Genomic DNA, 11491 nt, shown 5'->3' on the forward strand with positions numbered 1-11491 from the left:
GATGCTGCCGGCCGCCCTGCCACCGCGCATGCGCCTGTGCGAAATGGGCCCGCGCGACGGGCTGCAGAACATCCCGGACACGGTGCCGTTGGCGGCCAAGCTCGGCCTGATCGAGCGCCTGCAACAGGCCGGGCTGGAATACATCGAGGTCGCCGCCTTCGTCAGCCCCAGGGCGGTGCCGCAGATGGCCGACGGCGAGGCGGTCTGTGCCGGCCTCACACGCCGCCCCGGCGTGACCTACGCCGCCCTGGCGCCGAACGTGAAGGGGCTCGACCGCGCCCTGGCCGCCGGCATCGGCGAGGTCGGCCTGTTCACCGCGGCGTCGGAAACCTTCTCGCAGCACAACACCCGCTGCAGCATCGAGGAATCGCTCGCCCGCGCCGCGGCCATTGCGCAGCCGGCGCGCGAGGCCGGTGTGCGCCTGCGCGGCTACGTGTCCTGCGTGCTCGGCTGCCCGTACGAGGGCACCACCGACCCCGGCCGGGTGGCGGAACTGGCCGCCGCGCTGTTCGATCTTGGCTGCTACGAGGTGTCGCTCGGCGACACCATCGGCGTCGGCACGCCGGGCAAGGCGCGGGCCATGGTGCGGCGGGTGCGCGAATCGGCGCCGCGGCAATCCCTGGCGCTGCACTTCCACGACACCTACGGCCAGGCGCTGGCCAACCTCCTGGCCTGCCTGGATCAGGGCATCGGCAGCGTGGATGCCTCGGTGGCCGGCCTCGGCGGCTGCCCCTACGCGCCCGGCGCCAGCGGCAACGTGGCCAGCGAGGATGTGGTCTACATGCTGCACGGGCTGGGCATCGAGACCGGTGTGGACCTGGACGCGCTGTGCCGCGCCGGTGCCTATATCAGCGAACAACTCGGCCGGCCATCGGCCAGCCGGGCCGGGCGGGCGCTGACCGCCCGTGCCGCAAGCTGCTGAATCACCGTCCCGCAGACCCTCAAAACCACCAGCGCACACCGACCACCAGGCCGAGGTTGCCGACCCGCTCGCCTTCGTCGCGCGCCAGATCGGCGGTGTCGGCCAACCGGCGTACCCACTCGACGCCGACGTACGGCGCGAACTCGCGCCGGATCTCGTAGCGCAGGCGCAGCCCCAGCTGCAGGTCGTTCAACCCGCGCCCGACGCCCCAGGCGCGCACCCGCTGCGCGGCGGCGTTCAGTTCCACACGCGGCTGCAGCACCAGGCGCTGCGTGAGCATCAGCTCGTATTCGAATTCCAGACGCAGGCTGAGGTCGCCGTCCTCGCTCACGAACACGGCGGCATCGGTCTCGACGCGGTACGGCATGACCCCGTGCAGCCCGAGCACCGCAAACGCGCGGTCACGGTCCGGCCCGCTGCCGAACGTGCGGTCATAGCGCAGGCCGCCCTGCAGGTCCCAGTACGGTGCCACCAGCTGGCCGTACAGCGCCTGCAGTTCGACCTCGCCGTTGCTGTCCGAGACCGCCCGCTCACCCTCGGTCTTCAGCCACAGGCGCCGGTAGTCGCCGCCGTACCAGCCCTGCGCGTCCCACAGGACGTGATTCGGGCCTTCGTCGTCGCGGTACTCGAACCGGTCGACCAGGAAATAACCGAACGGATGATCGTCCTCGTGCGCGTGCGGCCAGTCGGCCGGTACGTCGCCGGCCCCGTTGGCGCGGGCAACCGCCGCGCCCGCCGCCAGCAGCAAGGCGCCGCACAGGCGAAAGCAACGGCCGGCCATCACGCCACCTCCACCACACGGAACATGCCCATGTGCATGTGATAGAGCAGATGGCAGTGAAACGCCCAGCGGCCGGGCTCGTCGGCGGTCACCAGCAGCGTCAGGCGCTCGGCCGGCTTGACGCTGACGGTGTGCTTGCGCGGCCGGAAGGCACCGGCGCCGTTGTCCAGCTCGAAAAACATGCCGTGCAGGTGGATGGGGTGCTCCATCATGGTGTCGTTCACCAGCACCAGACTCAGGCGCTCGCCGTAGTGGAAGACGATCGGGCCGTGGACTTCCGAAAATTTCTGTCCGTCGAAGGACCACATGTAGCGGGCCATGTGGCCGGTCAGGTGCAGCTCGAGCTCGCGCATCGGCGGGCGCGCGTCGCGGGCCGGCGTGCGGGCCAGCAGGTCCGCGTACACCAGCACCCGGTGATCGACCTCGCCGAGTCCGGTGCCGGGCTCGGCCGTGCGGTCGCGCTGCACCATCGCCACCGCCTGGTTGCCGATGCCGTGGCTATCGCCCCCGTGCCGGGCCAGCACCGGCCCCGGCGCGGCACGCTCGATGCCGGTTCTGGCGCTGCGCGGGCCGGACGCGGGCGGCATGCGGTCCATGCCGGGGTGTCCGGCATGCGGATCGGCGGCGGGTGCATGCCCCATGGCTGCGTGGTCGACTGGCGCCACGGCCCCCATTGCGTGGCCGGCGTGCGGGTCGGCGGCCCGGGAATGGTCTCTCGCGCCATGCCCCATCGCCGCGTGGTCCATGCCTGCCGTCGCCGCACCGGCGCCGTGACCGGCGTGGTCCATGCCCATGTCCGCCATCGTGCGCAGCGGGCGCTGGCGCAGCGCCGGCACGGCGGCCGCCATGCCCAGGCGCGGCGCCAGCGTGCCGGCCGCGTAGCCACTGCGGTCCATGGATTCTGCAAACACCGTGTAAGCGCGATCCTCCAGCGGGGTGACGATGACGTCGTAGGTCTCGGCCACGGCGATCTGCAGCTCGTCGGTCTCGACCGGCTGCACGTCCTGGCCGTCGGCCTGCACCACCGTCATCGGCAACCCCGGAATGCGCAGGTTGAAGTAGGTCATCGCCGACGCGTTGATGAAGCGCAGGCGCACCCGCTCACCGGGACGGAACAGGCCGGTCCAGTTGCCGGCCGGGTGCTGGCCGTTCATCAGGTACGTGTAGGTGTGGCCGGTGACATCGGCGATGTCGGTCGGGCTCATGCGCATCTGCTGCCAGGCGAGCCACTGCCGCCACTGCCCCTGTGCCGCCACCTGCGGCAGGGTCTGCTCCTGGAAGTTGTAGTAGTGGCTGGCCTTCTTGAGCTTGGCCAGCACCGTCCACGGGTCCTCGAAGGTCCAGTCCGACAGCAGCACCACGTAATCGCGGTCAAAGGGCTGCGCGTAACCGCCCGCCGGGTGGATCACCAGCGGCCCGTATGCGCCGGACTGCTCCTGCAGACCGGAGTGGCTGTGATACCAGTAGGTGCCGGCCTGGCGCACCGGGAAGCGCGCCTCGAAGGTATCGCCCGGCCGGATACCGGGAAACGTCACGCCCGGCACGCCGTCCATCTCGAACGGCAGCAGGATGCCGTGCCAGTGCATCGAGGTGTCCTCGTCGAGCGCGTTGTGCACGCGAAGCCGTGCCTCGTGACCCTCGTGCAACTCGATCAGCGGCCCCGGCACGGTGCCGTTCAGGGTGTGGGCAAGGGCGGACCCGCCGGCGATGTCGATGCGCTGACGCGCCACCGTCAGGTCGAACTCGACCGGCCCCGGCGTGCGCGATCGCACCACGCCGGCCAGCGGCCCCGCCCAGCCCGGCAGCAGGGCGTCGAAACCGGCCAGCAGGCCGCCGGCAGCCAGGCCACCGAGCAGGCGCCGGCGCGTGAACCGGCCAGGCAATGCAGATGTCGTGCTCATGATCCAGGTCGATTGCGTGATCGCGCCACGGCGGCGCCCGTGGACCAGCCTGCGGCTGTCACCGGCTCACAGGTCAAGTCCGCCCCGGCCTCAGGGCGCCTTCGGGCCATACTGCGCGAACACCCGCCCCTCGCCGTTGCCCCACAGCAGGACCTGATAGGGGTCGACCCGGTCGCCGTGTTCCATGCCCGGCGAACCCACCGGCATGCCCGGCACCGCCAGGCCGACCGCCGCCGGCCGCTGCGCGAGCAGCCGCTGGATGTCGGCCGCCGGCACGTGGCCCTCGATGACGTACCCGCCGACGGTCGCCGTGTGACAGGAACCCAGCGACCGCGGCACGCCCAGCTGTCCCTTGACCGCCGCCAGGTCCGCCACGTCGTGCACCTCGGCCTGAAAGCCGGCGGCCTGCAGGTGCTCCACCCAGCCGACGCAACAGCCGCAACTGGCGGTCTTGTAAACGGTCACCATCGGCGGGGCCGCGTTGGCCCCACCCGGCAGCCAGCCCGCCGCCAGCGCTACCACGGCGCCGATCGCCAGCACGCCGGCCAACCAGCCCAGCGGCCTCAGGCCGCGCTTCGAAAACGCCATCATCAACCGACTCCGTTGTCGCAATAACCCCAGCACCGGGCCAGGATGGCCCACCTCGACCGTACCGTGTTCACTCAGCCGTCGCCGGCGGCGTGCAGCAGCTCGGCCGGCACGCGGTCGAGCAGCGGGCACAGGCGCCGGCTGTCCGGGTGGCCATCCGGTTCGACCTGCCAGCGCGCCCGAAGTGCCATCAGACGTGCGTGCTCGCGCGCCAGGGCGCGGCGCTGCGCGGCCACCGCCGCCAGACGCCGCTCCAGAAGCCGGCGCACGCTCGGGCACGGCGACTGGCCCGTGTCGGCCGCGTCCAGCAGCCGACCGACGTCTCGCAGGGCGAAACCCAGCGCCCGGGCGGCGACGATGAAGCGCAGCCGCGCCAGGTCCTGTGGCCCGAAGCAGCGGTAGTCGTTGTCCGGATCCCGCGCCGCCGGCAGCAGGCCGCTGCGGGCGTAATAGCGCACCCGACTGGCCGGAACGCCGGCGGCCCGGGCCAATTCCTTGACCGTCATGAAATAACCTCCCGATACGCGGAGAACACCATACACGGCACACCCCGGCCACCGAAGCCGCCGGCCCGCCATCGCGCTGCGTCAGCAGGCGGCCCGCAGTGGCCGGATGGCGCCCCCATGGACACCGCTCGGCCGCTGCCGGCCGACGGCACCGGCTATCCTGTTAGCCAGACTTTGCAGGAGGGTCTCATGCCGCTGAGCGCCGACATCATCACCGAACTGGCCGCGCAACTGCAGCGCGCCGCCACCGAATGCCGCGCCGGCACACCGCTGAGCGATTCCCGGCCGGACCTCGACGAAACCGATGCCTACGCCATTCAGGCTGCCTTGCTCGAACGCAAGGGGGGCGTGCGCGTCGGCTACAAGCTGGGCTTCACCAGCGCCGCCATGCGCGAGCAGATGGGGGTCGAGCACCCCAACAGCGGCGTGCTGCTGGCCGACATGCGTCTGGACGCCCCCCGTCTGCCGGCCGGGGCGCTGATCCAGCCACGCCTCGAGCCGGAAATCGCCGTCCTGCTCGGACAGGACCTGCGCGGCGAAACGGTGACGCCCGAGCAGGTGGCCGCGGCCACCGCCGCCGTGCTGCCCGCCCTGGAGGTGGTCGACAGTCGCTATCGGGACTACCGCTTCAAGGCCGTGGACAACATCGCCGACAACAGCTCGGCGGCACGTTACCTGACCGGCGCGCCGCGGGCGCTGTCGGACGTCGGCGATCTGCGCCTGACCGGCGTACTGCTCGAAATCGACGGCGAAACCATCGACCAGGGCCTGGGCGCCGCCGCGCTCGGTTCGCCGCTGGCGTCAGTGGCCTGGCTGGTTCGGCATCTGGCAGGACGCGGCGAGGGACTCAAGGCCGGCGAGCTGGTTCTGACCGGCGGCCTGACCCGCGCCCACGCCCTGCGACCGGGACAGACGGCCGTGGCGCACTTCGGCGGCGGCCTGGGAGCCGTGTCACTGCACCATCCGGTCGATGCGACCTGAGACAGAACCGGCTCAGGCCGCCGCCTGCACACAGGCACGCCCGGCGGCCTTGGCCTGATACAGCGCCTGGTCGGCGCGACGGAAAAAATGTTGGCTGTCCTCGCCGCTGCGCAACAGGGCATAGCCGCCCGAGCAGCTGAGCAGGTCGTCCTCGCCCAGTGCCGGCACGTGCTGTGCACGCAGGCGTTCAAGCAGCGTCGCCAGTAACCGCTCCACCTGGCCGGCGTCACTGACCAACAACAGAATGGCGAACTCCTCTCCCCCGTAACGGGCGACAAAGTCATCCGCCCGCAGGAACGTCCGACTGAGCAGATCACTGAAGGCGCGCAGCACCGCATCGCCAGCCTGATGTCCGAAGCGGTCGTTGATGCGCTTGAAATGGTCGATGTCCAGCAACACCAGCGCCAGCGGTTGCCCACCTGCCTGCGCCAGCTCCACGTAACGCCCGAGGGCGGCTTCAAAGGCGCCGCGGTTGTACAGCTCCGTCAGCGGGTCAAGCTGCATCTGCTGGCGGGCCTGCTCCAGCGCCTCGCGCATCTGCGCCAGGTGCTGACCGAGCTCGCGCACGTCGGCCTCGGCCTGCGCCTTGGCCTGCTCGGCGCATTCCACGCGCGCGTGCAGGTCGGCCAGCTGCCGGTCCAGTGCCGCTCGCTGCTGCGCCATCACGTCACGCAACTGCAGCGCCAGGCCGGCGAACTCCGTGCGCAGCTGATCGACCGCGTTACTGGCCAACAGGTCGTGCACCCGCCCGAGCGTGGCCTCGACCGCCTCGGCCGCGTGCCCGGTGGCATGGCTGACCTCGCGCAGCGCACGCAGCAGGTCATGCGTCAGGGCGCCGTACTCACGCTCGCGGCGCTGCACGTGCGCCTGTTCGGCACGCCGACGCTCGCGAAAAAACAGCTGCGCCTGCGCCCACTGCGGCCCTGGCCCGCCGATAGCCGGCAACTCGGGCGGCGCGGCCCCGGTCAACAGATGCCGGCTCCACCCGTCGTGGCTTCGGTACAGGGCCGCCGCCTGCGTCGGGTCGCCGACCACCGGAAAGGCCGGCATGGCGCGAAACACCGCCGCCAGCGCGTCCGCCGCGGCGGCGATTTCCGTGTCGGAGGAATACTGCACCATGAGGTCGGCCGGCAAAGACGTCAGATAGCGTGTTTACGGCCGTTGGGATCACCAGCTTGAGGAGGCCGGGCCATGACGCTGCACACACCGGATCACTGCGCCATCCGCACCACACGGCTGGAGAAACACGCTGCTTCTACGTCGATGCGCTGGGTCTGGAGGTCGGCGCGCGACCGCCGCTGACGGTACCGGGGTACTGGCTGTACGCCGACGGGCGGCCGGTGGTTCACCTGATCGAATGCGGGGCACGCTACGCGGCGGACGTGTTCGGGCAGCCCATCCACGCGTTGCGGGGCCCGGCAGGCCCGGGCGTGGATCACCTCGCGTTTCGGGCCAGCGGCCTGTCGACCCTGCGCGCACACCTGACCGCCCTGGGCATCCCGTACCGGGAGCTGGCCATGCCCGCCGCCGACCTGCACCAGGTGTTCGTGGTCGATCCCAACGGCGTGATCGCCGAACTCAACTTCCAGGCCAGCCTCGAGACCGCCTGAGCGTCAAACGCGCCGACTCAACCGTCGTGGTGGTAGCGCGTGACCCGATCGACCTCTTCCTTCGATCCCATGATCACCGCCACACGCTGGTGAATCTTCTCGGGCCGCAGGTCCAGGATGCGTTCATAACCGGTGCTGGCGCCGCCACCGGCCTGCTCCACCACGTAACCGATCGGGTTGGCCTCGTACATCAGGCGCAGCTTGCCCGGCTTGGCCGGATCCTTGGTGTCGCGGGGGTACATGAAAATGCCGCCGCGCGTGAGCAGACGGTACACATCGGCCACCATGGAGCCGACCCAGCGCATGTTGAAGTCCCGCCCGCGCGGGCCGCTCTTGCCGGCCATGCATTCGGTGACGTAGCGCTGCACCGGCGGCTGCCACCAGCGCTGGTTCGAGGCATTGATGGCGTACTCGCTGGTGCGTTCGGGAATGCGGATGTCCGCCGCGGTCAGCCGGAACTGCCCGCTGTCCGGGTCCAGGGTGAAGCCCTGCACCCCGTGCCCGAAGGTCAGCACCATCACCGTGGCCGGCCCGTACACGGTGAAACCGGCCAGCACCTGGGCGGTGCCGGGCTGCAGGAAATCGGCCTGCGCCGGCGCCGCCGCGTCCGGCGCGCGCAGCACGGAAAATATCGACCCGACCGACACGTTGACGTCGATGTTGGATGAGCCGTCCAGCGGATCGAGCACCACCAGATAACCGCCGCTGGCATCCGGGACGGCGTAGGTGCCGTCGAGTTCCTCCGACGCCAGGCCGGACACGACACCGGTCGTCGGCAACGTGCGCATGAAGGCATCGTTGGCCAGCACGTCGAGCTTCTTCTGCGTCTCGCCGGACGCGTTGGCGGTCTCGGTCGCACCCAGCACGCCAGCCAGCGCGCCGTGCGCCAGGGCACCGGCGATCTCGCGGCTGGCAACACCGATCTGTTCCATCACGTCGACCAGGGCCGGGGCCAGATGACCGGCCTGGACGGCCTCGCGAAGGTACTGACTGAGGGTGACGGGCTCGCTCATGTGACTGTTCTTGATTTCCGTAGTGCAAAGAAGGAACGCCGGGCGAGGATAGCCGATTGCCCCACCGCCCGCAGCCGGCGGCGCCTGCTACCCTGACGGCAATCACAGGAGGGCCTCATGAGCACACACGTTCCGATCACCGTATTCTTCAATTTCCGCAGCCCCTACTGCTACCTGGCGTCGAAGTCGATGTTCGACCTGCTCGACCGGTTCGACTGCCATTTCGAATGGCGTCCGCTGGGCGGCTGGCAGGGTCGCTCGTCGCCCGAACGGGCCAAGGGCAAGCTGCCCATCGCCCGCCAGGACGTGCGCCGCTGGTGCCGCCGACTGGACATCCCCTTCAACCCACCGCCGGTAACCACCGACCCCACCCGCGCCGGCGCCGGCTCGCTGCTGGCCGAGCAACAGGGCCGCCTGCGCCAGTATGTGGTGGAGGTGATGCACGCCGAGTGGGGCGAGGGACGCGACATTGGCGACCTCGACGTGCTGCGTGACGCCGGCCGGCGCGCCGGACTCGACCCGGACGAACTGGCCGCCGCCAGCGAGGACCCGACCCTGCGCGCGCGCCTGGAGGAGTACTGGGAGCAGGCGCAAACGGCCGGCGTGTTCGGCGTGCCGACCTTTCTGGTGGGCGAGGAAATCTTCTGGGGCAACGACCGCATCGACTTCCTGGCCGAACACCTGACCGAGCGGGGTGCTGCCCGCTGACCACAGCGGTCCCTACACGACAACACAGGGAGGAGAACCCATGGGACGCGTGAACGGAAAAGTCGTGTTCATCACCGGCGCCGCCTCCGGCATGGGCCGCGCGCATGCGCTGCGCCTGGCTGGCGAAGGGGCCCGCCTGGCCATCACCGACCGCAACCCGGCGGGCCTCTCCGACACCCTCGCCGCGGTCCAGGCCACCGGCGCCGACGCCGCCGCCTGGCCGCACGACGTAACCGACGAGGCCGCGTGGGAGCAGACGGTCGACGCCGCCTGCGCGCACTTCGGCCGTGTCGACGTGTTGATCAACAACGCCGGCATTTCACACAGCACGACATCGGTGCTCGACCTGGGCACCGACGAGTGGGACCGGGTGATGGCCATCAACGCCCGCGGCGTGTTCCTGGGCGTGCGCACGGCCGGCCGCAGGATGCGCGACCAGGGCGGTGGCGGCAGCATCATCAACATCTCGTCGGTGTTCGGCCTCGTCGGCGGCGCGCTGGCTTCCGCCTACTGCGCCAGCAAGGGCGCGGTGCGGCTGCTCACCAAGGCGGCGGCGGCGGACCTGGCACCGTTCGACATCCGCGTGAACTCCGTCCACCCGGGCCTTATCGACACCCCCATGCTGGACGGTCTGCTGACCTCCGAGGGCGAGGCCCGGCAGCGCATGCTCGGCGTGCAGCTGCAGCGCCGCGCCGCCGACCCGGACGAGGTGTCGGCGGCGGTGCTGTTCCTCGCGTCCGACGAGTCGTCCTTCATGACCGGCTCGGAACTGGTGATCGACGGCGGCTGGACCGCCCGCTGAACCGCCACGCCCAGCGCGCCGGCGACAGCCGGCGTTTGCCTGTGGTCAACGCCGGCGCACTGTTCGGCCGAAAGCCCTTGCCCTGACGGCCGATCCGGCGCAGCGTGTGCGCCTGCGCCAGCAACATCAAACCTTATGCCGTCCTCGCCCGCTGCGCCGACCTGGCACGCCTTGCCGGCCGAACAGACGCTCGACCTGCTGCACAGCTCCAGCGCCGGCCTGAACTCGGCCGAGGCCGCGCGACGGCTCGCCAGTCATGGCCCCAACCGCCTGCCGGAACCGCCGCGGCGCCATCCGCTGCTGCACTTCCTGTCCCAGTTCCACAACGTGCTGATCTACGTGCTGCTCGGCGCCGCGCTGATCACCGGTCTGCTGCGCCACTGGATCGACACCGGCGTGATCCTGGCGGTGGTGCTGGTCAATGCCCTGATCGGCTTCGCCCAGGAACGCCGCGCCGAGCACGCCATGCAGGCCATTCGCCGCATGCTGGCGCCGCGCGCCGCGGTGCGCCGCGACGGCCGGCGCCAGACCGTTGCCGGCGAACAGCTGGTTCCGGGCGACGTGGTGCTGCTGGAGGCCGGCGACCGGGTTCCGGCTGACCTGCGCCTGCTGCGCACACATGACCTGCGCGTGCAGGAGGCCATCCTGACCGGCGAGTCGGCGGCCGTCGGCAAGCAGACCACAGCGGTGGACGCCGAGGCGGCACTGGGCGACCGCACCTGCATGGCCTTCAGCGGCACCACGGTGGTCACCGGCCAGGGCTTCGGCGTGGTGGTGGCCACCGGCGGCGGGTCGGAGATCGGGCGCATCAGCGGCCTGCTGGCCGGCGTACCGATGCTCACCACGCCCCTGGTGACACAGATGGCCACCTTCGGGCGCTGGCTGACCGCGTTCATCCTGGCCGTGGCGGCGCTGATCCTGCTGTTCGGCTACCAGGTGCTGCGCTGGCCGTTCGGCGAGCTGTTCATGGTGGTGGTGGGCCTGTCGGTGGCCGCCATCCCGGAAGGCCTGCCGGCGACGCTGACCATCACGCTGGCCGTCGGTGTCCAGGCCATGGCGCGGCGCAGCGCCATCGTGCGCCGCCTGCCGGCCATCGAGACCCTGGGCGCGGTGTCGGTCATCTGCACCGACAAGACCGGCACCCTCACGCGCAACGAGATGAGCGTCGGTGTGGTGGCGACGCAGGGCGCGGTGTTCACGGTCGACGGCGTCGGCTACGAACCGGCCGGGCAGCTGCGGCGCAACGGCCTGGTGATCGACCCGCGCGACCACCCGGCGCTGACCGAGCTGGCCCGCACGGCCGTCCTGTGCAACGACGCCGAACTGAAGGCCGGCGCCGGCGACTGGTGCGTGGAGGGCGATCCGATGGAGGGCGCGCTGCTGACCTTCGCCGGCAAGGCCGGGATCGACCCCGAGGCAACGCGCCAGCACTGGACACGCACCGACACGCTGCCGTTCGATCCCGGCCGCAAGTTCATGGCCACGCTGCACCACGACCACGAGGGCACCGCCTGCGTGTTCGTCAACGGCGCGCCCGAGGCGCTGCTGGCACTGTGCTGCGACGAGCGTACCGAGCGCGGCGCCGGCGAGCCGCTGAACGACGCGCGCTGGCGCGAACATGCCGCCCGCATTGCCGCCGAGGGCCAGCGGGTGCTGGCCCTGGCCGTGCGCCGGGTGTC

General features: G+C 70.9%; 12 protein-coding genes. 6 read left to right on the forward strand and 6 right to left on the reverse strand.

Going from position 1 to position 11491, the window contains the following annotated elements; all coding sequences use genetic code 11:
* Position 1: 1 nt before the first annotated feature.
* On the forward strand, positions 2 to 922 hold the full coding sequence (locus tag ABYX71_RS00460) for a hydroxymethylglutaryl-CoA lyase (protein WP_372693807.1): 921 nt from the start codon (positions 2 to 4) through the stop codon (positions 920 to 922).
* Positions 923 to 941: 19 nt separating this feature from the next.
* Here the strand turns inward: ABYX71_RS00460 and ABYX71_RS00465 are convergent, their stop codons facing one another.
* From ABYX71_RS00465 to ABYX71_RS00480, 4 genes are all read right to left on the reverse strand, one after another.
* Positions 942 to 1703, reverse strand: a complete 762-nt coding sequence (locus ABYX71_RS00465; protein WP_372693809.1) for a copper resistance protein B — start codon at positions 1701 to 1703, stop codon at positions 942 to 944.
* Complete coding sequence (locus ABYX71_RS00470; protein ID WP_372693811.1) at positions 1703 to 3604, reverse strand: copper resistance system multicopper oxidase; 1902 nt, start codon at positions 3602 to 3604, stop codon at positions 1703 to 1705. Before ABYX71_RS00470 ends, ABYX71_RS00465 begins: the two co-directional genes overlap by 1 nt.
* Positions 3605 to 3694: 90 nt before the next feature.
* Positions 3695 to 4195, reverse strand: a complete 501-nt coding sequence (locus tag ABYX71_RS00475) for a DUF411 domain-containing protein (protein WP_372693813.1) — start codon at positions 4193 to 4195, stop codon at positions 3695 to 3697.
* A 71-nt stretch (positions 4196 to 4266) separates the two neighbouring features.
* Positions 4267 to 4698, reverse strand: a complete 432-nt coding sequence (locus ABYX71_RS00480) for a MerR family transcriptional regulator (protein ID WP_372693815.1) — start codon at positions 4696 to 4698, stop codon at positions 4267 to 4269.
* A gap of 117 nt (positions 4699 to 4815) precedes the next feature.
* Here ABYX71_RS00480 and ABYX71_RS00485 point away from each other — a divergent pair, with 117 nt between their 5' ends.
* A complete protein-coding gene (locus ABYX71_RS00485) occupies positions 4816 to 5679 on the forward strand; it encodes a 2-keto-4-pentenoate hydratase (protein WP_372693817.1) in 864 nt (287 codons plus the stop codon).
* Positions 5680 to 5691: 12 nt separating this feature from the next.
* Here the strand turns inward: ABYX71_RS00485 and ABYX71_RS00490 are convergent, their stop codons facing one another.
* A complete protein-coding gene (locus ABYX71_RS00490) occupies positions 5692 to 6798 on the reverse strand; it encodes a diguanylate cyclase (protein WP_372693819.1) in 1107 nt (368 codons plus the stop codon).
* Between the two features lie 29 nt (positions 6799 to 6827).
* Here ABYX71_RS00490 and ABYX71_RS00495 point away from each other — a divergent pair, with 29 nt between their 5' ends.
* Positions 6828 to 7289, forward strand: a complete 462-nt coding sequence (locus tag ABYX71_RS00495; protein ID WP_372693821.1) for a glyoxalase — start codon at positions 6828 to 6830, stop codon at positions 7287 to 7289.
* Positions 7290 to 7306: 17 nt separating this feature from the next.
* Here the strand turns inward: ABYX71_RS00495 and ABYX71_RS00500 are convergent, their stop codons facing one another.
* Positions 7307 to 8302 carry a class 1 fructose-bisphosphatase gene (locus tag ABYX71_RS00500; protein ID WP_372693823.1) on the reverse strand — a complete coding sequence of 332 codons (996 nt, stop codon included), beginning with the start codon at positions 8300 to 8302 and terminating at the stop codon, positions 7307 to 7309.
* Between the two features lie 117 nt (positions 8303 to 8419).
* Between ABYX71_RS00500 and ABYX71_RS00505 the strand changes: the two genes are divergently transcribed.
* The 3 genes from ABYX71_RS00505 to ABYX71_RS00515 all read left to right on the forward strand — a co-directional run.
* On the forward strand, positions 8420 to 9010 hold the full coding sequence (locus tag ABYX71_RS00505; RefSeq protein WP_372693825.1) for a 2-hydroxychromene-2-carboxylate isomerase: 591 nt from the start codon (positions 8420 to 8422) through the stop codon (positions 9008 to 9010).
* A gap of 40 nt (positions 9011 to 9050) precedes the next feature.
* Positions 9051 to 9812: an SDR family NAD(P)-dependent oxidoreductase gene (locus tag ABYX71_RS00510; RefSeq protein WP_372693827.1), complete on the forward strand. Its 762-nt coding sequence runs from the start codon at positions 9051 to 9053 to the stop codon at positions 9810 to 9812.
* 135 nt (positions 9813 to 9947) lie between these two features.
* On the forward strand, positions 9948 to 11491 hold a 1544-nt coding region (locus tag ABYX71_RS00515), incomplete at its 3' end, for a cation-translocating P-type ATPase (protein ID WP_372693829.1).

It is taken from the genome of Immundisolibacter sp. (assembly GCF_041625615.1).
Taxonomy (GTDB): Bacteria; Pseudomonadota; Gammaproteobacteria; order Immundisolibacterales; family Immundisolibacteraceae; genus Immundisolibacter.

What these genes read in the sequence shown, in the direction of transcription:
- ABYX71_RS00460 (WP_372693807.1), top strand. Translation starts at nt 2, where the DNA reads ATGCTGCCGGCCGCCCTGCCACCGCGCATGCGCCTGTGCGAAATGGGC.
- ABYX71_RS00465 (WP_372693809.1), bottom strand. Translation starts at nt 1,703, where the DNA reads ATGGCCGGCCGTTGCTTTCGCCTGTGCGGCGCCTTGCTGCTGGCGGCG.
- ABYX71_RS00470 (WP_372693811.1), bottom strand. Translation starts at nt 3,604, where the DNA reads ATGAGCACGACATCTGCATTGCCTGGCCGGTTCACGCGCCGGCGCCTG.
- ABYX71_RS00475 (WP_372693813.1), bottom strand. Translation starts at nt 4,195, where the DNA reads ATGATGGCGTTTTCGAAGCGCGGCCTGAGGCCGCTGGGCTGGTTGGCC.
- ABYX71_RS00480 (WP_372693815.1), bottom strand. Translation starts at nt 4,698, where the DNA reads ATGACGGTCAAGGAATTGGCCCGGGCCGCCGGCGTTCCGGCCAGTCGG.
- ABYX71_RS00485 (WP_372693817.1), top strand. Translation starts at nt 4,816, where the DNA reads ATGGACACCGCTCGGCCGCTGCCGGCCGACGGCACCGGCTATCCTGTT.
- ABYX71_RS00490 (WP_372693819.1), bottom strand. Translation starts at nt 6,798, where the DNA reads ATGGTGCAGTATTCCTCCGACACGGAAATCGCCGCCGCGGCGGACGCG.
- ABYX71_RS00500 (WP_372693823.1), bottom strand. Translation starts at nt 8,302, where the DNA reads ATGAGCGAGCCCGTCACCCTCAGTCAGTACCTTCGCGAGGCCGTCCAG.
- ABYX71_RS00505 (WP_372693825.1), top strand. Translation starts at nt 8,420, where the DNA reads ATGAGCACACACGTTCCGATCACCGTATTCTTCAATTTCCGCAGCCCC.
- ABYX71_RS00510 (WP_372693827.1), top strand. Translation starts at nt 9,051, where the DNA reads ATGGGACGCGTGAACGGAAAAGTCGTGTTCATCACCGGCGCCGCCTCC.